The 23,309-nt window shown below is 71.8% G+C and carries 22 protein-coding genes; 10 read left to right on the top strand and 12 right to left on the bottom strand.

The genetic code is table 11. The features are described 5' to 3' along the window. Nucleotides 1-71: 71 nt before the first annotated feature. Nucleotides 72-632 carry a TetR/AcrR family transcriptional regulator gene (locus OG379_RS12710; protein ID WP_322985378.1) on the top strand — a complete coding sequence of 187 codons (561 nt, stop codon included), beginning with the start codon at nucleotides 72-74 and terminating at the stop codon, nucleotides 630-632. 87 nt (nucleotides 633-719) lie between these two features. Here OG379_RS12710 and OG379_RS12705 read toward each other — a convergent pair whose 3' ends face one another. From OG379_RS12705 to OG379_RS12695, 3 genes are all read right to left on the bottom strand, one after another. After that, the gene (locus OG379_RS12705; RefSeq protein WP_405662193.1) at nucleotides 720-2,252 is read right to left on the bottom strand and encodes a PQQ-dependent sugar dehydrogenase; all 1,533 of its coding nucleotides are present in this window, start codon (nucleotides 2,250-2,252) and stop codon (nucleotides 720-722) included. Between the two features lie 275 nt (nucleotides 2,253-2,527). Then, on the bottom strand, nucleotides 2,528-4,891 hold the full coding sequence (locus tag OG379_RS12700; protein ID WP_405662191.1) for a GH92 family glycosyl hydrolase: 2,364 nt from the start codon (nucleotides 4,889-4,891) through the stop codon (nucleotides 2,528-2,530). A 177-nt stretch (nucleotides 4,892-5,068) separates the two neighbouring features. Continuing rightward, nucleotides 5,069-6,007 carry a GlxA family transcriptional regulator gene (locus tag OG379_RS12695; RefSeq protein WP_405662188.1) on the bottom strand — a complete coding sequence of 313 codons (939 nt, stop codon included), beginning with the start codon at nucleotides 6,005-6,007 and terminating at the stop codon, nucleotides 5,069-5,071. A 207-nt stretch (nucleotides 6,008-6,214) separates the two neighbouring features. Between OG379_RS12695 and OG379_RS12690 the strand changes: the two genes are divergently transcribed. The 4 genes from OG379_RS12690 to OG379_RS12675 all read left to right on the top strand — a co-directional run bounded on the left by OG379_RS12690 (nucleotide 6,215) and on the right by OG379_RS12675 (nucleotide 9,326). After that, the gene (locus OG379_RS12690) at nucleotides 6,215-6,904 is read left to right on the top strand and encodes a DJ-1/PfpI family protein (protein WP_405662186.1); all 690 of its coding nucleotides are present in this window, start codon (nucleotides 6,215-6,217) and stop codon (nucleotides 6,902-6,904) included. Between the two features lie 59 nt (nucleotides 6,905-6,963). Then, on the top strand, nucleotides 6,964-7,284 hold the full coding sequence (locus OG379_RS12685) for a hypothetical protein (protein ID WP_405662184.1): 321 nt from the start codon (nucleotides 6,964-6,966) through the stop codon (nucleotides 7,282-7,284). Between the two features lie 2 nt (nucleotides 7,285-7,286). Continuing rightward, the gene (locus OG379_RS12680) at nucleotides 7,287-7,754 is read left to right on the top strand and encodes a hypothetical protein (protein WP_405662181.1); all 468 of its coding nucleotides are present in this window, start codon (nucleotides 7,287-7,289) and stop codon (nucleotides 7,752-7,754) included. Between the two features lie 303 nt (nucleotides 7,755-8,057). Further along, nucleotides 8,058-9,326: an MFS transporter gene (locus OG379_RS12675; RefSeq protein ID WP_393761754.1), complete on the top strand. Its 1,269-nt coding sequence runs from the start codon at nucleotides 8,058-8,060 to the stop codon at nucleotides 9,324-9,326. Nucleotides 9,327-9,341: 15 nt separating this feature from the next. On the opposite strand, the gene OG379_RS12670 is transcribed toward OG379_RS12675, so the two are convergent. The 4 genes from OG379_RS12670 to OG379_RS12655 all read right to left on the bottom strand — a co-directional run bounded on the left by OG379_RS12670 (nucleotide 9,342) and on the right by OG379_RS12655 (nucleotide 14,282). Continuing rightward, complete coding sequence (locus OG379_RS12670) at nucleotides 9,342-10,136, bottom strand: VOC family protein (protein WP_405662179.1); 795 nt, start codon at nucleotides 10,134-10,136, stop codon at nucleotides 9,342-9,344. 82 nt (nucleotides 10,137-10,218) lie between these two features. Then, a complete protein-coding gene (locus tag OG379_RS12665) occupies nucleotides 10,219-11,577 on the bottom strand; it encodes a carboxyl transferase domain-containing protein (protein ID WP_405662176.1) in 1,359 nt (452 codons plus the stop codon). Further along, nucleotides 11,570-13,027, bottom strand: coding sequence for an acyl-CoA synthetase (locus OG379_RS12660; RefSeq protein WP_405662173.1), 1,458 nt, complete (start codon nucleotides 13,025-13,027; stop codon nucleotides 11,570-11,572). Before OG379_RS12660 ends, OG379_RS12665 begins: the two co-directional genes overlap by 8 nt. A 43-nt stretch (nucleotides 13,028-13,070) precedes the next feature. Then, nucleotides 13,071-14,282 (bottom strand): nitrate/nitrite transporter, encoded by a 1,212-nt coding sequence (locus tag OG379_RS12655; RefSeq protein WP_405662171.1) that lies wholly within the window; start codon nucleotides 14,280-14,282, stop codon nucleotides 13,071-13,073. A 161-nt stretch (nucleotides 14,283-14,443) separates the two neighbouring features. On the opposite strand from OG379_RS12655, the gene OG379_RS12650 reads away from it, so the two are divergent. Next, on the top strand, nucleotides 14,444-14,875 hold the full coding sequence (locus OG379_RS12650) for an Lrp/AsnC family transcriptional regulator (RefSeq protein ID WP_405662168.1): 432 nt from the start codon (nucleotides 14,444-14,446) through the stop codon (nucleotides 14,873-14,875). On the opposite strand, the gene OG379_RS12645 is transcribed toward OG379_RS12650, so the two are convergent. The 3 genes from OG379_RS12645 to OG379_RS12635 form a co-directional block, all read right to left on the bottom strand. After that, entirely contained in the window at nucleotides 14,853-16,358 is a 1,506-nt protein-coding gene (locus OG379_RS12645; RefSeq protein ID WP_405662166.1) for a GAF domain-containing protein, read from the bottom strand. The two genes, OG379_RS12650 and OG379_RS12645, sit on opposite strands and share 23 nt — an antisense overlap. Nucleotides 16,359-16,376: 18 nt before the next feature. Continuing rightward, on the bottom strand, nucleotides 16,377-17,414 hold the full coding sequence (locus OG379_RS12640; protein ID WP_405662163.1) for a rod shape-determining protein: 1,038 nt from the start codon (nucleotides 17,412-17,414) through the stop codon (nucleotides 16,377-16,379). 132 nt (nucleotides 17,415-17,546) lie between these two features. After that, entirely contained in the window at nucleotides 17,547-18,125 is a 579-nt protein-coding gene (locus OG379_RS12635) for a hypothetical protein (RefSeq protein ID WP_393761738.1), read from the bottom strand. A 123-nt stretch (nucleotides 18,126-18,248) separates the two neighbouring features. On the opposite strand from OG379_RS12635, the gene OG379_RS12630 reads away from it, so the two are divergent. Beyond that, complete coding sequence (locus OG379_RS12630) at nucleotides 18,249-18,941, top strand: hypothetical protein (RefSeq protein WP_405662160.1); 693 nt, start codon at nucleotides 18,249-18,251, stop codon at nucleotides 18,939-18,941. A 13-nt stretch (nucleotides 18,942-18,954) separates the two neighbouring features. On the opposite strand, the gene OG379_RS12625 is transcribed toward OG379_RS12630, so the two are convergent. Next, nucleotides 18,955-19,389, bottom strand: a complete 435-nt coding sequence (locus OG379_RS12625) for a MarR family transcriptional regulator (RefSeq protein WP_356707579.1) — start codon at nucleotides 19,387-19,389, stop codon at nucleotides 18,955-18,957. Between the two features lie 113 nt (nucleotides 19,390-19,502). On the opposite strand from OG379_RS12625, the gene OG379_RS12620 reads away from it, so the two are divergent. Continuing rightward, entirely contained in the window at nucleotides 19,503-20,522 is a 1,020-nt protein-coding gene (locus OG379_RS12620) for an NADP-dependent oxidoreductase (RefSeq protein WP_393761733.1), read from the top strand. A gap of 62 nt (nucleotides 20,523-20,584) precedes the next feature. Here the strand turns inward: OG379_RS12620 and OG379_RS12615 are convergent, their stop codons facing one another. Continuing rightward, on the bottom strand, nucleotides 20,585-21,055 hold the full coding sequence (locus OG379_RS12615; protein WP_405662156.1) for an MSMEG_6728 family protein: 471 nt from the start codon (nucleotides 21,053-21,055) through the stop codon (nucleotides 20,585-20,587). A 116-nt stretch (nucleotides 21,056-21,171) separates the two neighbouring features. Here OG379_RS12615 and OG379_RS12610 point away from each other — a divergent pair, with 116 nt between their 5' ends. Further along, nucleotides 21,172-21,600: an organic hydroperoxide resistance protein gene (locus tag OG379_RS12610; RefSeq protein WP_405662154.1), complete on the top strand. Its 429-nt coding sequence runs from the start codon at nucleotides 21,172-21,174 to the stop codon at nucleotides 21,598-21,600. Nucleotides 21,601-21,776: 176 nt separating this feature from the next. Then, nucleotides 21,777-23,294 carry an alpha-N-arabinofuranosidase gene (locus OG379_RS12605; RefSeq protein ID WP_393761727.1) on the top strand — a complete coding sequence of 506 codons (1,518 nt, stop codon included), beginning with the start codon at nucleotides 21,777-21,779 and terminating at the stop codon, nucleotides 23,292-23,294. Nucleotides 23,295-23,309 lie beyond the last annotated feature (15 nt).

Here is a 23,309-nt window from a genome sequence, read left to right as displayed (position 1 = left end):
CGGTCGCCCGGGTCCGGGGCTTCACCCTTCGGGGCGGCTAGAAGCAACGGATTCGCATTAAGGTGGGGAGCATGAGCCCCAAGCCCATGACCCGCCCCGGTGGGCGCAGCGCGCGCGTGCAGGAGGCCGTCCATGCCGCGGTCCGTGACCTCGTCGGTGAGGTGGGCCGCGACGCGGTGACCGTCCCCATGGTCGCGGCGCGGGCCGGTGTGACGCCGTCCACGATCTACCGCCGCTGGGGTGATCTGCAGGAACTCCTGTCCGACGTCGCCGTCGAACGGCTGCGCCCCGAGACCGATCCGGCCGATCTCGGGAGCCTGCGGGCCGACCTCGACGCATGGGCGGAGCAGTTCCTCGACGAGATGGCCTCTCCGTCCGGGCGCGCCTACATCAGGGACGCGCTCCTGGGAGACCCGGACGGCAGCAACGCCGGCCGGTGCTCCGCCTACGCCGCGGAGCAGATCGACGTGGTCCTGAACCGTGCGGTCCTGCGGGGCGAGCCGGTGCCCGGCACGGAACTGGTGATCGACCGCGTCGTGGCGCCGATCATGTACCGCATTCTCTTCCGCCCGGGCGGGCAGGGCGCCGACTACGCACGCGAACTCGTGGCCAACGCCCTGCACCGTCCCTGACGCGGCACCTGGTCCCCGTCGTGGGGGCCGGTCGAGGGGCGCCTGGCCCGCACGCTACGGAGAGGGGCCTCGCTTCCCGTCGGCTGCTCAGTCGCCGACGGCGCAGGCGTCCCCGTTGAGCATGAACCGCGGCGGTGACGACGCGTCACCGGTGTGCTCGACGAGATAGCCGAGGGTGATGCTCGCACCCGGGGCGATCGTGGCGTTGTGCGCGGCGTTGACCGCCTCGATCGTGTTGCTCCCCTGCGTCAGGTCCGTGTTCCAGTCGGAGATGACGGTCTGTCCGAGAGCCAGCGGGAATTCGAGCGTCCAGCCGTTCACGGGTGTCGTGCCCGTGTTGGTCACCGTCAGGTCGACCGTCGTGCCCGTACCCCAGGCCTTCACGGTGCGGTCCACCCGGCAGGTGGGTTCCTCCTGGGCGAACGACACCCGGTGCAGTCCGCCGGGCAGGTCGTTGACCACGTAGAACTCCCCGTCGGCGGTCGCCCCGATCGACGTCACCTGGGTGGGCATCTCCCCGATCTCCGCCTGCTCGTAGCCGCCCGCGCCGTCGGGGCGCAGGGCCCAGACCGTGGAAGAGCAGTAGTCGGTGGCGATGTACGTGCCGCCGACCAGGTCGGCGTACTCCTGGCCCCGGTAGACGCGGCCGCCGATGACCGAGCAGCCGCCGGTGTACGGCGAGTACGTGAAGACCGGCTCGGTGTACGTCTCGCCGGGCACGCAGTCGCCGCCCTCGAACTTCTCCAGGCCCTCGTAGCAGGACCAGCCGAGGTTCAGCCCTCCCTTTCCGGGTGCGAGGTGGTCGACCTCCTCCCATCGCCCCTGGCCGACGTCACCGATCCACAGCGAGCCGTCGGCGTCGTCGAAGGAGAACCGCCACGGGTTGCGCAGCCCGTACAGCCAGATCTCCTCGCGGGCGCCCGGGGTACCCACGAAGGGGTTGTCGCCGGGAACGCAGTAGGCCAGCTCGCCGCAGCTCCGGCTCACGTCGATACGCATGATCTTGCCGAGCAGGGTGTCCAGCCGCTGCGCGGCGCGGAGGGGGTCCGCGGAGCCGCCGCCGTCGCCGATGCTCCAGTACAGATCGCCGTCCGGGCCGAACGCGAGCTGGCCGCCGTTGTGGTTGCTGTTCTCGGCGTGCTCCTGCGAGAGCAGGACCTCCAGGCGGGACTCGTCGAGCCGGTAGCGGGCGAGGGTGACCGCGCCGTCGGGCAGCGCCGTGTACGCCAGGTACAGGTCCTGGCTGGCGGCGAAGTCGGGCGGGACGGCGATGCCGAGCAGCCCGCGCTCGTTGCCGGACTCGTCCACGGACGACTTGATGTCGACGATCGGAGTGGCGGCCAGGCCGGTGTCCGGCCGGTAGGCGCGGACGGTGCCGGACTTCTCGGTGATGAACAGCCGGCCCGTGCCGTCGTCGGGGGCGACGAGCGCGGTGGGCCGTTTCAGTCCGGAGGCGACCTGGGTGGTGGTCGCGCTGAGAGAGGGGAGGGGGACGAGCGAGGTGGCTTCCGCCGCTCCCGCCCGGGGCGGCACGGCATCGGCGGAGGTGGCGGGGAGCGAGAGGGGGGCGGTCAGCAGGAGGGCCAGCAGAACTGGCCCTGCCCAGCGGCGTCTTGACATGTGTCGGCTCCAGAGTGGGGGACGCTTGCGCAGCGGTGGTCTTCGCACGTCGGTGGTGCTTGCACGCGGTGGCGGTTCCATGGAGAGCGAGCGCGGCCGGACCGCTGCAGCGGCGGCATGGGAGCGCTCCCGCACCAGGCTGCGCGTCGCGGCACGGGGCGGCAACGCGTGATTGCGCCACGTTCACGCCGCGTGGCGCGAACGCGACGCCGACCTTGCGGGTCCCCGCCCGGGGTGCGGCCCCCTCCCGGGGGAGAGGGCCGCACCCCGAAGCGTCAGCCCTGGGGTGCCATGGCCGGAGGGGCGGCGTCCACGCCCCAGCTCGTCGGCCGGTCGGAGAGCTTGATCTTGATCGAGCCGGAGCGGAGCAGGTCCTTGTGGGAGAGCCAGCTCCGGCGCAGCTCGCCCTTCTTCGTCGCCGCGGAGGACACGTACTGAAGCTTCGAAGCGCTTGCGCCCGGTGCTTCGATGCTGATCCTGCGTCCGTGCTCGGGCCGGATCTCGACCTTCTCGAACATGGGGGCGCTGACGATGTAGTTGGCGGAACCCGGCTGGGCCTCGAAGACGCCGGCCATGGCGAAGACGAGCAGCGACGAGGTGGAGCCGAGGTCGTCGTTGCCGGGCATGCCGTAGGCGTTGTCGGTGAAGAGCGTCCGCATCGCCCGCAGCACGGCTGAGGTCTTCCACGGTGCGCCGGTCCAGGAGTACATCCACGGCGCGTGGAAATCGGGCTCGTTGTTGGGATTGAAGGCGAAGTTGTTGTGGTAGTCGTATGCGCCGGTCACCCACGACTCCGAAGCGGCCTTCGCCGGGTCGGTGAGCACGGTCGGCATGTCGAAGAACGTGTCGAGCCGCTGCTCGGCCTCGGCCTGACCGCCCATGAGACCGAAAAGGGTCTGGGGGTCCTGCTGGCCGAGCCACTGGTACTGCCATGCGGTGCCCTCGTGGAACGCGCCGGGCTGGGTGGGGTCGGGGTCACCGGCGACGGTGCCGTCCGCGTTCCTCGTGACGGGGAACCCTGAGAAACCCTGTGACGTGACGTCGCTGTCCCAGAGCTTGGTGAAGTTGTCGCAGCGCGGGGCGAGTGCCGCGGCCTTGTCCTTGTAGCCGAGGTCGTCGGCCATCGTGGACAGCGCGCAGTCGGCGAGCGAGTACTCGAGCGTGGCCGATCCCGCCTGGCGGCTGTCGCCGTACAAGTAGCCGGGCAGGTCCTGGTAACCGACCCAGCCGTTCTTCACATACGTCGGGTTGCCGTCGCGGCCGCGGAAGGCCGACTGGTCGGACGGGAGTTCGTTCACGTTCTTCCAGAGCGCGTCGAACAGCTGACGCGAGGTGCGGTCGTCGAGCAGGCCGCGGTTGTGGATGTCGACGATCCACGGGGTGACGGGATCGCCGCTCATCACGTTGGTCTCGCCGTTGCCGAGCCCCCAACGCGGGAGCCAGCCGCCGTCCTGGTAGATGTGCAGCACGGACCTGGCCATGTCAGCGGCCTTGTCCGGGTGCAGCAGGGCCACCAGCTGGTTCTGCGAGCGGTAGGTGTCCCAGAGCGAGAACATCTGGTAGTACGTGGCATCCGAGCGGTGGACCTTGTCGTCGAAGCCGCGGTAACGGTTGTCGACGTCGGACCCGATCGACGGGTGCAGCAGTGAGTGGTAGAGCGCGCTGTAGTAGGTGCGCTGGTCGGCGGTGCTGCCGCCTGCCACGCGCATGCGGTTCAGCTCGTCCTGCCAGGCGTCGTGCGCGCCTGTCCGGGCCTTGTCGAACGACTTCGGCTGCTCGGCCCGGCGGTTGAGGCGCGCGCCGTCGACCGAGGTGTAGGACAGGCCCACCGATGTACCGACCTGATCGCCCCCGGCCGGGTCGAAGGTCAGCCAGGCGCCGGCGCGCTTGGTGCCGCGCGACGCCTCGCGCTGGTTCGGGGTGAGGGTGCCGTCGGACCAGGTGCCGAACTTCGAGAACTTCCGGTCGAACTTGGCGCTGAAGAAGATCCGGTAGCGCTCCTTGCCGGTCTCACCGCAGAAGTTGCCGCCCTGGAGCCAGCCTTCCACGGTGTCCTGGCCGACCACCTTGATGTCCCCGGCATAGGTGCTGCCGTTGCTCTCGCCGGTCTCGATGAGGACGTTCTCCTGCCCCGATCCGGCGGGGAAGGTGTAGCGGTGCTGGCCGGTGCGCTCCGTCGCTGCGAGTTCGGCCTGGATGCCGTTGTCGAACTTCACGCCGTAGGAGCCGGGTGCGCGGGTCTCGTTGTCATGGCTGAACTTCGCACCGTACTGCGCCGGGTCGGACGATGTGACCGCACCGGTGGTCGGCATGAACCGGAAGTTGCCCATCGTCTGACAGCCGATGCCCGAGAGGTGGGTGTGGCTGAAGCCGAGGATGGTGTCCTGTGCATAGTCGTAGGACGCGTATTTGTTCAGCTGCGTGTCAGGGCTCAGCTGCACCATGCCGAACGGGGCGGCCGCGCCCGGGAAGGTGGTTCCGTCGCCGTTGTTGCCGATCGAGGTGTCGACGAGCGTGGTGGGGTCGGTGGCGAACTTCGGTCCCTGTTCCCTGGCGTCGGCGACGCCGGAGGTGACGGAAACCGTGGCCATGGTTGTGGTGATCAACAAGGCGGTGAAGGCGCGCTTCAGCACTCTCATCCCGGTCCTCTCGTACGACAACGTTGTCAAATTCGAGCTCGGTGATCCTTTCCCTTGCGACACCCGTCCGTCAACCCATCGTTGCTCACGTCCGGTCACCCGTGGTGCGGGTCCGGCGTCGGTGATTCCGCCGTGCGACCGCGGTGCCTGCTCGGGGTGCCTGCCCGCGGGAACGCGTCAGCTGAAGGCGCGCCGGTAGCTCTGCGGGCTGACACCGGTCGTCTTCCTGAAGCGGTCACGGAAGGCTGTCGGGGAGCCGAACCCGACCTGGGCGCCGATGCGTTCCACCGTGTGGTGGGTGGACTCCAGGAGGTGCTGGGCCTGGCGGATGCGGGCACGGTGGAGCCACTGGAGGGGCGTCGTGCCCGTCTGCTCGCGGAATCGCCGGATCAGCGTCCGGGTGCTGGTTCCGGCGTGGGCCGCGATGTCGGCGAGGGTGAGGTCGCCGGCCAGGTTGTCCTGGAGCCAGGCGAGGAGAGGCTCCAGCGTGCTGCCCTGAGGGGTGGGCGCGTAGTCGTGGACGATGAACTGCGCCTGACCGCCCTCGCGTTCCAGCGGCATCACCGAGAGCCGGGCCGCGTCGGCGGCGACGGCGGAGCCGTAGTCCTTGCGGACCATGTGCAGGCAGAGATCCATGCCGGCGGCCGCCCCCGCCGAGGTGAGGATCTGGCCGTTGTCGACGTACAGGACGGCGGGGTCGACCTCGACGGACGGGTGGGCGGCTGCCAGCAGGTCGGCCGCGATCCAGTGAGTGGTGGCCCGCAACCCGTCCAGGAGCCCCGTGGCGGCCAGCGGGAAGGTGCCCGAGCAGATGGAGGCGATGCGCGTGCCGTCCTCTGCGGCGGCCCGCAGTGCGTCACTGACGGCGGGATCGAGCGGGGCGGTGGGGTCGGCGGTGCCGGGCACGATGATCGTGTCCGCGCCCCTGAGCCCGTCCAGCCCCCAGGGCGCGCGCAGGGTGAAGGAACCCGCGTCGGTCTCCTGCCGCGCGGCGCACACACGGACCTGATACCCGGGTCGGCCGTCCGGGAGGCGGGTGCGGGTGAAGACCTCGATCGGGGTGGAGAGGTCGAACGGGATCACCTGGTCCAGCGCCAGGACGGCGACGGTATGCATGGCGTAAACGTACCTCTCCACCGGATGACCGCCACGCCTCCGGAGCCGGACGGGGCTCTCTTTTCCCAGCTCGGACGGTTAGATCAAGGCTTGGCATTTTTCCGTTGATACCTGGCACTCACGCCTATGGGAGGCGGGTGCGCGGCCGGTTAGCGTCAGGAGCGAACCCGGCGCGGACCGGGCCGTCCGGATCATGAGGACATTCCCATGCACGCCCAGATCGTCCTGTTCGACGGGTTCGACCCCCTCGATGTCATCGCTCCGTACGAAGTGCTCCACGCCGGCGGCGCCGCCTCCGGCGGACTGGTGAGTGTGGAGCTCGTCTCCGCCGAGGGGCCGCGCGAGGTGGTCAGCGGGACCGGGGCCCTGACGCTGCGCGCCACGGCCGGTCTGGACCCCGCGAGGGCCGGCCTGGTCCTCGTTCCCGGGGCCTCGGGGCGCGTCGGCGACCCCGGTGAGGTCCCGGACCACGACTTCGGTGCCGGGCAGAGGGGGCAGGACGAGCACATCCCGGTGCTGCTGGGCCGCACCCTGACCACCGAGCTGCCCGCGCTGCTGAAGGCGACGATGGACGCCCCCGACGTGACCGTCGGCGCGGTGTGCGGCGGTTCGCTGGTCCTGGCCATGGCCGGCCTTCTGGAGGGCCGGCACGCCACGACCCACCACATGGGTCTGGACATGCTCGACGCCACCGGTGTCCACGCGGTGCGGGCCCGGGTCGTCGACGACGGTGACGTCGTCACCGGGGCAGGTGTCACCTCCGGACTCGACCTGGCACTCCACCTCCTGGAGCGCGAGGTCGGACCGCGGATCGCCCACGCCGTCGAGGAACTCTTCGCCCACGAGCGGCGCGGCATCGTCTGGCGTGACCGGGGGCCGGCGGTCGTCGCCTTCTGACGCACGCCGGCGCCTCTGCTCCGTACACCCGGCCCCACACCACAGAAGGAAGAGCGCACATGCACGTCGAAGGCACCTGGGACCTCTCCGTCTCCACACCCGTCGGCACGATCAAGGCCGCCGTCGAACTCCGCCGCGAGGACGGCTTCCTGTGCGGGGTCGCCCGGGGGGCGGGGGAGGAGGTGCCACTCCGTGACGTCGCCCTCGACGGCGACCTTCTCAGCTGGAAGCAGGCCGTCACCAAGCCCATGCGTCTGAACCTGGCCTTCGCCGTGACCGTCGCCGGCGACACTTTGGCCGGCACGTCGAGGGCCGGGCGCCTGCCCGCGTCCAAGGTCATCGGCCGGCGCCGCGCCGTGGCGGCGGCCGTGGAGCACTGACCATGACGAAGTTCCTCCTCTCCCTGCACGTCCTGGCCGTGGTCCTGGCCATCGGCCCGGTCGCCGTCGCCGCCAGCATGTTTCCCAAAATCCTCCGCACCGCACCCGGCGAACACAGCGAAGGCGGGGGTGAAGCGCTGACGACGCTGAGGACGCTGCACCGCATCTGCCGCGTCTACGGCGCCGTCGGCATCGCGGTACCCGTGTTCGGGCTCGCCACGGGCAGCAGCCTCGGCGTCCTCGGCAGCCCCTGGCTGATCACCTCGGTCCTCCTGACCGCCGCGGCCGCCGGTCTGCTGGTCCTGCGGATCCTCCCCGCCCAGGACGCCGCCCTCACCGCCGTACAGACGCCCGGCCCCGGCCCAAGGGCCTCCGCCCGCCTGGCCATGTCGACCGGGGTGTTCAACCTGCTCTGGGCCACGGTCACCGTCCTGATGATCATCCGCCCCGGTTCCACCACAGGAGCATGAACGTGCCCCCGCGCCCCCTCCGTATCGCCGCACACGCCGAACTCGTCTCGCTCGCCGTCCTGCTGGCCAACGTGGCCACTGTCCACCTCGGACCCGTCTCCTCGCTGATGGGCCCCGCCCACGGCTGCGCCTACCTGTTCGTCGTCATCGCGACCTGGCGTCTCGGACACGCCACGACCGCCGTGAGGGCCGTCGCGGTCGTTCCCGGCGTCGGCGGCCTCCTGGCCCTTCGCATGCTCAGCCGCCGGCCGGGGGCGGAGACCGCCACCGCACCCGCTCCGGAGGGGGCCGTTACCATCCCCTGTGACCGAAACAGCCAAACAAGGTGTATCTCGCACCCGCATACTCGCCGACCTGACGCCGCTGCGTTCCTCACCCGACTACCGGCGGCTCTGGTTCGGGAACACCGTTTCCTGGATCGGGCAGGGCATGACGGCGCTGGCCGTCTCCCTCCAGGTCTACGACATCACCGGGTCCGCGTTCTCCGTCGGGCTGATCGGTCTCTGCTCACTCGTCCCGCTGGTGCTCCTCGGTCTGTACAGCGGAGCCGTCGCCGACACCGTCGACCGGCGCAGACTGGGGCTGTTCAGCGCCACCGGGTCGTTCCTGCTCTCCCTCGTGCTGGCCGCGGTGACCTTCGCCGGGGTCGAGCACGTGGGGCTGCTCTACGCGGTCGTCGCCCTCCAGGCCGTGTGCTTCGCGCTCAACTCCCCTGCCCGGAGCTCGATGATCGCCCGGCTGCTCCCGGCCGAACAGCTGCCCGCCGCCAACGCGCTCAACGCGATGACGTCCACCACCGGCGGCCTGGCAGGCCCGATGCTCGGCGGCCTCATCGTCGGCTGGTGGGGCTACCGGGCGGCGTACACCGTCGACGCCGTCACCTTCACGGCCTCGCTGTACGCGATGTGGCGGCTGCCCTCGATGCTGCCCGACCGGGCCGCGGGGGAGAAGGGTGCCCGGCGGGCGTCCGTCATGGACGGCCTGCGCTTCCTCGGCACCAGGCCCAATCTCCGGATGACCTTCTTCACCGACCTGAGCGCCATGGTGCTCGCCCACCCCCGCGCCCTCTTCCCCGTGGTCGCCGTGGTCTGGTTCGGCGGCGACGCGAAGACCACCGGACTCCTGGTCGCCGCCCCTGCGCTGGGGGCGCTGCTCGGCAATGTCTTCTCCGGGTGGCTGGGCCGCGTCCACCGGCACGGGCTCGCGGTGCTGATCGCCGTGGCCTGCTGGGGCGGAGCCATCGCCGCGTTCGGGCTCACCCGGCAGCTCTGGCCCGGGCTGATCCTGCTCGCGCTGGCCGGGGGCGCGGACTCCGTCTCGATGGTCTTCCGCAACACCATGCTCCAGGCGGCCGTGCCGGACGACATGCGCGGCCGGCTGCAGGGCGTGTTCATCGTCGTCGTGGCGGGCGGCCCAAGGCTCGGCGATCTCGTGGCCGGCTCCGTGGCCGACCTGGCCTCGCCGGCCGTGGCGGTGACCGGCGGCGGCATCGCGTGCATGCTGGTGGTGTGCCTGCTGGGGCTTCGCTGGCGCGGCTTCGCCCGGTACGACGCACGCGATCCGCAGCCGTAGGGGCCGGGGTACCGGTCAGGCGTCCGTGACGCCCGGCATCTCGCCCCCGGTCGTCGTGGGGTCGAACAGCGAGAACACCGCGCCCTGCGGGTCCGTCAGGGACGCGAACCGGCCGAACGGGATGGTCATCGGGCCGAAGCGGAGCTCCGCCCCGAGGGACTTGGCCTTCTCCACCGCCGCGTCGCAGTCGGCCACGCCGAAGTAGACGTTCAGATGGGCCGGCACCTGGGGCGGGAACTCCTCACCCATCTTCATCCGGCCGAGCACCGGGTCGGCGCCCAGGTCGTAGAGCGAGAAGTCGATCGCGTCGTCGTCCAGGTGCTTCACGCCGTATCCGAAGACGGACCGGAAGAAGGAGTCCGCCTTCGCCGGCTCCCGGGTGTAGATCTCGGCCCAGGCGAAGGCGCCGGGCACCGCCCGGGCCTGGAACCCTTCGTGGGTGCCGGCCTGCCACACCCCGAACGCAGCCCCGCCGGGGTCGGTGGCCAGCACCATCGTCCCGAAGTCGCCGACCTGCATCGGCTCCACCAGTACCTGGCCCCCGTGCTCGCGGATCTTCTCGGTGGTGGCGGCGGCGTCCGGTGACGAGAGGTACAGACACCAGGCGTTCGGTGCCTCCTGACCGGGCATGGGAGGCGACAGCGCGGCGACCGCCTTGCCGTCCACATAGGCCTGGGTGTAGTCGCCGTACTCCGGCATCGAGTCGGCGTACGTCCAGCCCAGGAGCTCACCGTAGAAACGTTTCGCCCCTTCGAGATCGCCGAACGTGCCGTCGGCCCAGCACGGAGTGCCTTCGGATTCTGCGGCCATGAGTCGGCCCTCTCTTCACTCGACGATCGGTCCTTCTTGTCACGCTAGCCAACCGTCGTCCGAGAGGCGCGCCGAGTACGTCTCAGTCCTCCGGCCCGGCGGGGCCGACCACTGAACGGGCCACTCCGAGCTCCACCAGGTCCTGGGGGCGCAGCCGGAGCTGGTCGGCGGTGGACCGCACCTCGTCCGGGCCGCGCTTCAGGATGGCCGCCGCCAGTTCGGGCGCGATCACCGAGAAGTAACTGTCCGCCGTGACATGGGTGTTGTCCGGCGCGGCCAGCGCCAGGGCACCGCCGGAGCCGCCCTCGCCGATCACGAGCGTCGTCACGGGGACCCGGGCCCCGGCGACCGCCGCGAAGGCGTCGGCGATGGCGGCGCCCGCGCCCGCCCGTTCCGCCTCCGCGTCGTTGGCCGCGCCAGGGGTGTCGATCAGGGTCAGCACGGGGAGACCGAGCCGGTCCGCCAGCCGGATCACCCGGGCGGCCGTGCGGTAGCCCGCCGGGCGGGTCGCGGTGCCGCACTGCGCGGCGTACGCCACGGGGCGCCCGGCGTGCAGACCGACCCCGCAGAGCAGCCCCGGATCCCTGCCGCCGCACCGGTCGCCGTTCAGCGGAAGCCGGTCCTCGAAGTACGCGTCCAGATAGGCCTCGGCCCGTGGCCGCGCCGCCGCCCTGGCCTGCTCCACCGCGTCCCAGCCGGTCGCCGGCAGACCCGTGGCGGACAGCGCGCCCGGCACCGGGGCGGCCCGCACCGGCTCCACGGCAGTCAGCGCGGCCAGCCATCGGCCCAGCGTCCCCGGCAGCTCCTCCGGCGTGACGACCGCGTCGACCTGGCCCGCCGCGAGCTGCCCCTCGGCGGTGTACGCGTACGGGTCCGCGTCGACGGGCCGCACCCGGGAACCCGCGAAGCCGATCTGTGCACCGGGCAGCGCCAGCACCACGTCGGAGCCCGCTCCCACGGTGGCCCAGCCGCCCCCGGTCGTCGGATCCCGCAGCACCGCGATCTGCGCCAGCCCCTCGGCCCTCAGCCGCGTGGACGCGCGGGCCACCCGCTGAAGCTGTATCAGCGCGATCATGCCCTCCTGCATCCGGCTGCCCCCGGTGGCGACGAGCGAGACGAGCGGCAGCCTCCGCTCGCCCGCCAGCGCGTACGCGGCCTCCAGGCGGTCCCCGGTGTGCCCGCCCAACGAGCCCCCCAGGAAGCCGAATTCGAACGAGACCAGCACGCACTCCCGGCCGCCGACGGCGGCGGTCCCGTACAGGACGGACTCCTCCTCGCCGGTCCGCGCCGAGGCGCGTGCCCTGGACTCCGCGTAACCGCTCCAGCCGAGCGGGCCGTCCGGCGGGACCGGCCGCTCGGCCGGACGGTGTTCCGTGAAGCTCCCGGTGACGGCGGCGATCGCTTCCCGCGCCGACAGACGGGCGCACGTGGGGTCAGACACCGAGCGACCTCTTCATGATCTTGCCCAGCTCGTTCCGGGGCAGTACGTCGAGGTAGCGGACGACGCGCGGCCGCTTGTGCGGTGCCAGCAGGTCCGCCACATGGTCCGCCAACTCCCGCTCACCCGGGGGTGATCCGGGATCGGCGGGCACCACCCAGGCGACGATCCGCTCGCCGAGGTCCGCGTCCGGCTCGCCGGTGACGGCGGCCTCCCGCACACCGGGGTGGTCGAGCAGGGCGTTCTCGATCTCACCGGCACCGATCTTGTAGCCGCCACTCTTGATGAGGTCGGTGGCCTTGCGCCCGACGATCCGCACATAGCCGTCGGGGTCGACCGTGGCCATGTCGCCCGTACGGAAGAAGCCGTCCTCGGTGAACGCGGCGGCCGTGGCGTCCGGCCGGTTCAGATAGCCGGTGAAGAGGTTCGGGCCGCGCACCTGGATCTCGCCGATGGACGTGGTGTCCTGGAGTACGGTGCCGTCCTCCTCGACGAGCCTGAGCTCCACGCCCGGCAGCGGGGGGCCGACGGTCCCGGCGCGCGGCGCGCCGTCGGCCCGTACGCCCGTGTTCATCAGGGTCTCCGTCATCCCGTACCGCTCGATGACCCGCCGGCCGGTGGCGGCGGCGATCCGTTCGTGGTCGTGGACCGGCAGCGCCGCCGAGCCCGAGACCAGCAGCCGGGCGCCCGCCAGGGCCTTCGCGAGGTCGCCGGACCCGGCAGGGCCGTCCAGCGCGCCTGCCAGCCGGTGGTACATCGTGGGCACCCCGAACAGCATCGTCCCCCCGGAACGCAGCTCCCGGGCCACCCCCTCCGCCGAGAACCGGCCGAGGTGACGCACGGAGCCGCCCCGGCGCAGCGGGCCGAGAACGCCCAGGATCAGCCCGTGCACATGGAACAGCGGCAGGGCGTGGACCAGGACGTCCTCGCCGGTCCACTGCCAGGCGTCCTCCAGCGCGTCCAGCGTCGCGGCGATCGCCCGGCGGGGCAGGACGGCGCCCTTGGGCGGGCCCGTCGTGCCGGAGGTGTAGACGACCAGCGCGGGGGAGTCCGCGGAGGGCTCGGGGAGGCCGGCCTCCGTCGGGCGGGCGGCCGTGTCGACATCCAGCCGCTCCAGGCCGCCCAGCGCGGCCGGCAGTGCGTCGTCCGCCCCGGCCAGCACCACCGAGGGCGCGCTGTCGGCGACGATGTGCGTGAGTTCCCGCTCTCCGGTCTTCGGGTTGAGCGGCACGGCGGGCACCCCCGCCCGTAGCGCCGCCACGACGGCGACCACCGTCTCCGGGGTGGACGTGGCCCAGACGGCGACACGCCCCGCCCCCGCGATCCGGGCGGCGAGGGAGGCGGTCGCATCGGCCAACTGTGCGTAGGTCAGGACGTGTTCGCCGAACCGGACAGCCTCGGGGGAGTCCGTCCGGCCGGACGCTCCGCGCAGCGCGGGCAGAAGAGAGGTCACGCGGCGAAGCCTAGGCCGTATCCGCGAAGTCCCGAAGAGGCCGTCAGCCGTCGCGCCGGACGGTCCGCATCCGGCCGTAGGCGTAGACGGCGCCCGCCAGCGCCAGGTCGGAGAGCAGCATGAAGCCGATCGAGTACGAGCCCTTCGCGCTGTAGATCGCCCCCATGACCAGCGGTGGCACGAAGCCGCCGAGCCCGCCCATCGCGCCGACGATGCCGGTCACACTGCCCACCTTGGCCTGCGGGGTCACCTGCGAGACCAGGGCGAAGACGCTTCCGCTCGCGGTGCCGAGCCCGGCCGCCATGCAGAGCAGCGCGGTCGTACCGAGCGGATCCAGCGGGGGGTCGAAGGCCTGGACGATGGCCATCAGCGCGGCCACCAGCAGAGCCCCGGCCGTGACCAGGGCGGGGTGGACCCGGTCCGACAGCCAGCCGCCGATCGGCCGGAAGATGACGGTGACCAGCGCGAACCCCGCCGCCTTGGTGCCCGCCTCCGTCGGTGACATCTCGTACCAGGTCTTCAGATACGTCGGCAGATACACCCCGAACGCGACGATGCCGCCGAACCCGATCGCGTACAGCGCGGACAGCTCCCAGGTCACCCGCAGCCGGCTCGCCTCGCCCAGCCGGTGGGCCAGCGAGTCCGCCGGGATCTTGCGCTCCGGGTGGTCGCTGATGAGGACCGCCGCGAGCAGCGAGTAGACGAGGAGCGCCCCGGCGACGATCCAGAACGGCAGGTTCTCGCTGTGCTTGGCGATCCTCGGGGTGAAGTAGCCGGACAGTGCGACGCCGCCCATGCCCATACCGAACACGCCGAGCGCGAGACCCCGTTTCGCGGGCGGGAACCACGAGTTGACCAGGGGGATGCCGATCGCGAACGTGGTGCCGCCGAGCCCGAGCAGGAAGCCGACGGCCAGCATCGCCCCGTAGGAGTCCTTCGCGGGGATGAGCAGCAGCACCGGGACGATCGTCAGCGCCGAGACGACCGGGAACATCAGCTTGGCGCCGAACTTGTCGGTCAGCGCGCCCGCCGGGATCCGGCCGAGCGAGCCGACGAGCACGGGCACCGCCACCAGCAGCGACTGCTGGAAGGAGCTCAGGCCGAGCCGCTCCTTGAAGTCACCGGACAGGGGGGAGATCAGGTTCCACGCCCAGAAGGTGAGCGTGAATCCGATCGTGGCCATGATCAGGTTCCGGTAGGCGGCGAAGGATTGTCTCCGGTCCGGGGCGGGGGGCTGCTCGGCGGTTGTCTCCACACCGCAAGTCAAGGGGGGAGGGGAGGGCGCGGCACGGTGGGCTGCGCCATCCGGGTAAGGCCGTCGCACGGCAGACGCCCCATGGGCGGAGGGCCTCCCGGCGGCCCCGGGACGGGCCTCTCACCCGCCGTTTCCCGCCCCGGGCTGCGAGAATCACCGGTATGGACCGGTTGGACAGAGAGATCCTCGGCATTCTCCAGGAGGACGCCCGGATCTCGTACCGCGATCTGGGCCTACGCGTGGGGCTCAGTGCCAACGCGGCGGGCGACCGCGTGCGCCGGATGCGCCGCGACGGGGTGATCCGTGGCTTCACGGTCATCGTCGACCCGGCCGCCGACACCCGTTCGGGCCTCGTCGTCTTCATCGACGTGTCGCTGCGTCTCGACACGACGAACGAGGAGTTCGAACGCTCGGTGCTGACCCTCCCCGGCATCACCGAGGTGGTGCACGTGACGGGCCCCCACGACTACCTCGTACGCGCCACGGCGGCCGACCCCGGCTCCCTGGACACGCTGTTGCGACGGCTGAAGAAGGACGCGGGCGTCGCCCACTCCAACACCCGGATCGCCCTCAGAGCGGCGCCTGCCAGGTGACGGTCGGCGACCGTTCGCCGTCCTCGGCGTGCCCGTTGTCCGCGACCACCAGCCGCACCGCCGCACGTCCGTCGGGCAGCCGCGCCGTCGCGTCCACCTCGACCTCGACGGCCGACACCCCCGCCCGCCGGTGCGCGGCCGCCAGGGCGCCGCGCAGCACGTCGAGCAGTTCCCCGTCCACCGGCTCCCTCACCAGGGCGTCCACCGGTCCGGTGAACTGAACGGACGGCTGGAAGCCGAGCACCGCCGCCGCTCCGCCCGTCTCGCGCAGGACCAGGCCGCGGAAGGTCGTGGGGGCCTCGGCCGGCGGCTGCTGAAGAGCGAAGATCGCGGTCCTGACCTCCTGGATCGTGGAGTCCAGCTCGTCGACCGCGTGTCCCAGCAGTTCGGCGGTCCCGGTGTCGCCCGCCAGGTCCTTGCGGCGGGTCGACTCCAGCATCATCTCCGTCGCGAACAGCCGCTGTACGACGAGGTCGTGCAGGTCGCGGGCGATGCGGTCGCGGTCCTCGTAGACCGCCAGCTGCTCCCTGTAGTGCTGCGCGTCCGCCATCACCAGGGCCAGCGCCGCCTGGGAGGCGAACTGGGAGGCGAGCTGCCGGTCCATCGCCGTGTACGGGGCCTCGCCACGCCGCCGGGGGAGGGCGAGCGTGCCGATGAGCCTGCCCTCGTTCTCCAGGGGCAGCATCATGCTGGGGCCGAACCGGGACCGCACGGGCGTCGTCATCCGGTCGTCCGTCGCGGAGTCCTCGATGAAGACCTCCTCCCCGCCCAGCAGCTGCACGAGGACGGGGGAGCCCGGCTCGATGGCGGTGCCGACGAGTCCGGCCGGATCGTCCAGCGTGGAGGCGGCGACGATCTCCATCCCGCCGCCCGGGGTCGGCTGGAGGATCACCCCGGCCGCCGCGTCGGCCAGCACCCTGGCCCGCTCGGCGACGGTCGTCAGGGCGTCGGTCGTCCCCGCTCCGGTCAGCAGCGCCCGGGTGACGGCCGCCGCCCCCTCGATCCAGTGCTCCCGCTGCCGCGCCGCCTCGTACAGATGGGCGCCGCTGATCGCCGCGGCGGCCTGGGAGGCGAGCAGCCGCAACAGCGCCGACTCGGTGTCCGTGAAGCGCCCCGGCTCCCCGGCGGTGAGGCAGAGGCTGCCGAGCACCTCGGTGTGCACCCGGACGGGCGCCCCGAGGAAGGAACGCATCGGGAGGAGCGGCTCCGGAAGGGTGCGAGGGTGCGGACCGGCCGTCAGATCGTCGACGCGCACGGCCTGCGCCTCGTCCACGAGGGCCCCGAGGATCCCCGTACGCCCGTCCAGGAGGGGGCTCGCGGCGCGGCGTTCGTCCTCGGACAGGCCCGTGGTGAACAGGTCGGTGACATGGCGGTCCTCCCCGTGGAGGAGGGCCAGGGCGCCGTAGCGGGCCCCGGCCAGCGCCGTCGCGGTGTCCACGATGTGCTGGAGGGTGGTCCGCAGGTCGAGATTCGTCCCGTCCACCGGCGAGCCCGCCGGCGCTCAGCCGGCGATCGGGGCGAGGACCAGCGGCTGGACCGTGCCGTCCAGCATCGCGCCGAGCCCCAGCACCGAGCACATGTCGGGCCGCTCGGCGATGTGCACCGGCACGCCCGTGGCGTCGCGCAGCATCTGGTCGAGCCCCGGCAGCAGGGCGCTGCCGCCGACCATCATGATCCCGGACTCCGCGATGTCGGCCACCAGGTCGGGCGGGCAGTCACGCAGCACCTTCCCCAGCCCGTCGAGCACCGCGGTCAGCGGTGCGTGGATCGCCTGGCGGACGGCGGCTGTGTCGACCTGGACCGAACGCGCCAGACCGGTCGCCACGTCACGGCCGTGGATCTCCGTCATCGCGGGGCCGGAGAGTGTGAGGCCGTTGCCGCGGAGCGCCAGCTGCAGGGGGCGCACGGACTGGCTGGGCAGCAGCAGCTCGTGGTGCTGGCGCAGATGCTGGATGACCGCGTGGTCGATGGCTTCGCCGCCGATCGGGATGCGTACGGCCGTCACGATCGAGCCGAGCGAGAGCACGGCGATCTGGGTGGTGGCGGCCCCGCAGACCATGATCATGGTGGCGGTCGGCTGCTCGACCGGCAGCCCGCAGCCGATGGCCGCGGCGATCAGGGTGTCGACCAGCTCCACCCGCCGCGCGCCGAGCCCCACGAGGGTCTCGACGGCCGCCCGCTGGGCCAGCGGATCGGCGTCGTGCGGGACGCAGGCGGCGGCCCGCAGCCGCGGCTTGCGGCGCAGCTGGCGGCGGAGCTTCTCACCGAGCAGATGGCGCAGCATCCGCTGCGCCATGTCGATGTCGACGACGGTTCCGCCGGAGACCGGGCGGGCCACCCGGATGTACGCGGGCGTACGACCCGTCATCTGCTCGGCGAGCGAGCCGACGGCGATGAGCGAGCCGGTGCGCGTGTTCACGGCGGCGACACTGGGCTCGTCCACGACGAGCCCCACTCCCTTGATGTACACACGGGTCCTCGCGGCCCCGAGATCGACGGCGACATGGCAACGGCGCAACTGTTCGAGACTGACGGTCACGGCAGGTTCTCCCGAGAGCGCTGACGGGGGGCACCGGCGGCAGCCGGCTGTCCTGGCATCGTCGCGCCGTGGCCGGGGCGGCGCGCGCTGGGTGAGCCGTAGGGGGGAACCGAGCTGACGGGGTGACAGATCTCAGGGGCCGTCAGGCAGCAGCCGCTGGAACAGCCCCCAGGTGAACTCGGCGACGCGTGGCGGGCCGCCGGGGGTGGCCGGATCGGTGAAGGCCAGTGCCCAGCGGGTCGGCGCGCTGCCCTCCATGGGGCGCGCCGGGGCGAACGCCCGGGCCACCTCGTCGACGGTGCACGACCAGGGGGCCAGGTCGGCGGCCGTACGCAGCTCGGGGCCCGCCGCGCCCGGGGCGCGGACCAGCCATTCGTTCCACACGGCGCCGCCGGGGCCGGCCATCACCTCGAACCGCAGGTCCGGCCAGAGCGGCAGCGGCCACAGCAGCGCGTCGCACTCCAGGTCGCCGACCTTGCGGCGTACGGACGACTCGGGCTCGCCCAGGACCGAGCGGTAGCGGCGCAGCGCGCCCCGGCCGCGCGGGGCGCGCAGCATCGCCTGCCAGCGGCGGTTCGCCTCCCGCATCTCGGCGAGGGAGGCGCTCAGTTCATGACGGGCGTCCTCGACGAGGTCCGGCTGGTGGTCGGCCATCCGGCGCAGCAGGACGAGCTGGAACTGGAGCGGCCCGAACGGGGCGGGAGCGGTCATGGGTCCCATCCTGCCGATTGCCGAACGTATCGGGCGGCGTACTCCGGATTCCTGGATTCCACACAGGATTTTCACCTGTGCGGCTTCCTGTGCCGTTCCGTGCACGTCTAGTCTGCGGGCGCCATGGATTACTGCCACCCGTGCCAACGGCACCTCAACGGGGCGCTGGCCTGTGCCGGTTGCGGGACCCCCGCAGACGCGCTGGTCCCCTATGCCGTCGTGGGCTCCTCCGGCGGTGACCCGGAGCCGCCCGGCGAGACCCTGGAGGCGTCCGGGGCCGCCGGTCACCGCCGCCGTGCCCGGGGCAGCGCGCGGCCGCGCCGCCGCAGGGGGCACCGGCGGCGTGGCCGCGCGCTGCTGCTGACGGCCGCGGGCGTGGTGCTGGCGCTGGGCGCGCTGAGCCTCGCCGAGCTGGCCATGGAGCCCGAGGGCGACAGCGGTGCCTCGGAGTACGTGAGCGAGGCCACCACCGCCGCCACGGAGCCTGTCCCGTCCGCGTCGTCGAGCACGGAGCCCGACGATCCCGGCCCGGTGGAGGTGCCCACCGTCGTGCCGGTCACCGACTCCCACTCCGCGACCGCGACGGGCGGCCCGGCCCGCACCACGGCGCCCGGGGTGCCCCCGTCGCCCTCAGCTCCCGAGGACACCTCGCCGCCCGCCTCCGAGCCCGCGGACCCGGAGGAGACGGAAGCGCCGGCCGAGCCCTCGGGCTCCGGGAAGCCGACCGCGGGCCCGACGCCGCCGGAGCCGTCGGACGAGCCGACACCCACCCCGTCGCCGACGGAGACCTGTCACTTGTGGATCTTCTGCTTCTGACGCCGCGAAGGTCCTAGGCGGCGTCCTCGCCGAGCATCCTGCGCAGCAGGTCACGGAGCACCGTCCGCTCCGACTCCGACAGCTCCGCGAGCGGCTCCCGGGCGAAGTCCAGCGCGTCCCGCAGCTGCCGGGCCGTCCGGACGCCCTCCTCGGTCGGGGCGGCGAGCTTCACCCGCCGGTCGGCCGGGTCCGGGCGGCGTTCCACCAGGCCGCGGAGCTCCAGCCGGTCGACTATGCCCGTGATGTTGGACGGTTCGCACTTCAGTTTCCGGGCAACCTTGCGCATGGGCATCGGCTCCAGGGAGAGCAGTCCGAGCACCCTGGCCTGTGCGCCGGTCAGCGCGTGTGTGGCCGCGGCCCGCTCGTACTCCTCGTGGTAGCGCGCCACGACTCCGCCGATGAGCTGGATGACGTCGAGGGTGAGCGGATCCGTGCGCGAGGTGGCCATGACACCCAGGGTACCGAATTACTTGACAAGGTGAAATATCTGGACGCATGGTTGTTTCACGTCCTGAAGCTTTTCGCTTCCCGCCCCGCACGACATCGAGGAGAACCGAGCCCATGTCCGCACTTCCCACGTCCAGCCGCGAATGGCACCTCGTCGCCCGTCCGCACGGATGGCCCGAGGCCTCGGATTTCGCGCTGCGCGAGGCGCCGGTTTCCGCTCCCGGTGAGGGCCGCGTCCTCGTCCGTAACCTGCACTTCTCGGTCGACCCCTACATGCGCGGCCGGATGAACGACGTGAAGTCGTACACCCCGCCCTTCAAGCTCGACCACCCCATGGAAGGCGGCGCGGTCGGCGAGGTCGTCGCGTCGAACGCCGAGGGCTTCGCCGTCGGCGACCACGTCCTGCACGGCCTCGGCTGGCGTGAGTACGCCGACGTCCCCGCCAAGCACGCGGTGAAGGTCGACGCCTCGCTCGCCCCGCTCTCCGCCTACCTCGGCGTGCTCGGCATGACCGGGCTCACCGCCTACGCCGGCCTGTTCGACGTCGCCTCCTTCAAGGAGGGTGACGCCGTCTTCGTCTCCGGCGCCGCCGGTGCGGTCGGCAGCCAGGTCGGCCAGATGGCCAAGATCAAGGGCGCCTCCCGGGTGATCGGCTCGGCCGGCTCCGACGAGAAGGTCAAGCTCCTCACCGAGGAGTACGGCTTCGACGCGGCCTTCAACTACAAGAACGGCCCCGTCCGGAATCAGCTCGCCGAGGCCGCCCCCGACGGCATCGACGTCTACTTCGACAACGTCGGCGGTGAGCACCTGGAGGCCGCGATCTCCTCGTTCAACGTCCACGGCCGCGCCACCATCTGCGGAATGATCGCCCAGTACAACGCCACGGAGCCGACCCCGGCCCCGCGCAACCTGGCGCTCGTCATCGGCAAGCGGCTGCGTCTGCAGGGCATGCTCGTCGGCGACCACTCCGCGCTCCAGCCGCAGTTCGTCGAGGACGTGGCCGGCTGGCTGGCCTCCGGTGAGCTCAAGTACCGCGAGACGAAGGTCGAGGGCATCGAGAACGGCTACGACGCCTTCGTCGGCCTGCTGCGCGGCGAGAACACCGGCAAGATGATCGTCTCGCTGGACGCCTGACGGCTCCCTGCCGGTGGCGGGCCCGGGGACACGGGCCCGCCACCGGCACCCGGGGCCGCCCCTCACCGCCCTTCGCGGTCCGAGGGAGGCCACACGTACGCCAGATCCGCCGGCACGCCGGGGAACAGCGGGCGGTAGTACGCCGGGTCCTTGCGTACGAGCGCGGAGCGATGGCTCCGGTGGAACGCCTCGTCACCCAGCCACGGGGGCAGTTCGGCCGCAGCCGCGAGCTCCGCGGCCGAGCGGACGGCGGTGCGCCCGAGCGAGGCGGCGAGGTCCTTGCGCAGGGTCGCCGCGCAGGTGTCGGCCCTGCCCTCGGCGGTCCACGCGGCACACATGTCCAGGCCGTAGCGGACGAGCGCCTCCTCGTACCCGGTCCACATGTGGACGGCCGGGTGGTGCCGCCAGCCGTAGCCGGGGACGGTGAGTCCTCGCAGCACCTGGATCGCCTCGACCCGCTGCTTGCCCAGCCGTCGGGGATCCAGTGTGAGGGCACTCCGGGAGAAATCGGCGTACGGCAGGAAAGTCTGCATGAATCATGCCTACCGCGTCCGCGCCCGGGTGCCCGCCGACGCCACCCGCTAGGCTCGGCGCAGGCCGTCGCGATCGTGGGCGCGAGTCGCGGCGCACCAGCAGGAGGAATGACCGCATGACCATCCAGAGCATCGACGTGGCCTACACCGCCGTCGCCACCGCTGAGAACGGCCGCGACGGCCGCGTCTCCACCGACGACGGCAAGCTCGACGTCGTCGTCAACCCGCCGAAGGAGATGGGCGGCAGCGGCGCGGGGACCAACCCCGAGCAGCTCTTCGCGGCGGGCTACAGCGCCTGCTTCCAGGGCGCGCTCGGCGTGGTCGCCCGTCAGGAGAAGGCCGACATCTCCGGTTCGACGGTGACCGCCTCGGTCTCCATCGGCAAGACGGAGGCGGGCGGCTTCGGCCTGGAGGTCGCCATCAGCGCCTCCATCCCGAACGTCGACACCGCCACCGCGCAGGCGCTCATCGAGAAGGCGCACCAGGTGTGCCCGTACTCGAACGCCACCCGGGGCAACATCAAGGTCGATCTGTCCGTCGGCTGAGTCCGACCGCGTACGTCCGAGGGCCGCATCCCGTCACAGGGGTGCGGCCCTCGGCCGTGTGCGGCCGCCCGTGTCCGTAAAAGCGCGCAGAGGCATTGACGGCCGTGGAGGTTGAACCCTACGGTCCCGTTCGAGGTTACGAGCAGCATTCGAAATATCGAACGAGTAAGGAAGCCATGACCCGCACCGCGCGCTTCACCCTCGACCCGGCCTTCACCGTCGGCGCCGTCGACCCCCGGCTCTTCGGCTCCTTCGTCGAGCACCTCGGCCGCTGCGTCTACGACGGCATATTCGAGCCCGGCCACCCGTCGGCGGACGAGGCCGGACTGCGCACCGACGTCCTGGATCTCGTCCGCGAACTCGGCGTCACCGCCATCCGCTACCCCGGCGGCAACTTCGTCTCCGGCTACCGCTGGGAGGACAGCGTCGGCCCCGCCGACGAACGCCCCCGCCGCCTCGACCTCGCCTGGCGCTCCACCGAGACGAATCGTTTCGGCCTCTCCGAGTACATCGACTTCCTCAGGAAGATCGGCCCGCAGGCCGAACCGATGCTCGCGGTCAACCTCGGCACCCGCGGCGTCCAGGAGGCCATCCAGCTCCAGGAGTACGCCAACCACCCGTCCGGCACGGAGCTCTCCGACCGCCGCGCCGCCCACGGCGACAAGGACCCCTTCGGTATCAAGCTGTGGTGTCTGGGCAACGAGATGGACGGCCCGTGGCAGACCGGCCACAAGACCGCCGAGGAGTACGGGCGGCTCGCGGCCGAGACGGCACGCGCGATGCGGCAGATCGATCCCTCCGTCCAGCTCGTCGCCTGCGGGTCCTCCAGCCGCGCCATGCCGACGTTCGCGGCCTGGGAGGCGACGGTGCTCGCCGAGACCTACGACCTCGTCGACTACGTCTCGCTGCACGCCTACTACGAGGAGACCGACGGCGACCGTGACTCCTTCCTCGCCTCGGCCGTCGACATGGAGTCCTTCATCGAGAGCGTCGTCGCGACCTGCGACCACGTGGGGGCGCGCCTGAAGTCCACGAAGAAGATCAACCTCTCCTTCGACGAGTGGAACGTCTGGTACCAGAAGCGTTTCCAGCAGGAGACGGAGGAGAACCCCCTCGACTGGCCCGAGGCGCCGCGGCTGCTGGAGGACAACTACAGCGTCACCGACGCCGTCGTCTTCGGCAGCCTGCTCATCGCGCTGCTGCGCCACGCGGACCGGGTGACCGTCGCCTGCCTCGCGCAGCTGGTCAACGTGATCGCGCCGATCATGACCGAGCCCGGCGGGCCGGCCTGGCGGCAGACCACCTTCTTCCCCTTCGCCCAGGCCGCGCGGTACGGACGGGGCCAGGTCCTGGACGTACGGGTGGACTCTCCCACGTACGGGACGGCGAAGTACGGCGAGACGGACCTGCTGCACGCCACCGCCGTACGCGACCCGGAGACGGGCGCCGTCACCGTGTTCGCCGTCAACCGCAGCCAGGACGCCGCGCTGCCGCTCGAAGTCGCCCTGACGGGACTGGAGCTGGACCGGGTCGCCGAGCACCAGGTCGTCGCGGACGCCGACCCGGAGGCCCGTAACACCCTCGCCGAGCCCGAGCGGGTCGTCCCGCACGCCGCCGAGGGCACGGAGCTGACGGGCGGCACGCTGAAGGCAGTGCTGGAGCCGCTCTCCTGGAACATGATCCGGCTGGTGTGACAACGCCGTACGGCG

Origin of the sequence: Streptomyces sp. NBC_01166, assembly GCF_045039765.1 — a bacterium.
GTDB lineage: Bacteria > Actinomycetota > Actinomycetes > Streptomycetales > Streptomycetaceae > Streptomyces.
The sequence above is the reverse complement of the archived record's forward strand: the minus strand, read 5'-3'. Positions and strand labels throughout refer to the sequence as shown.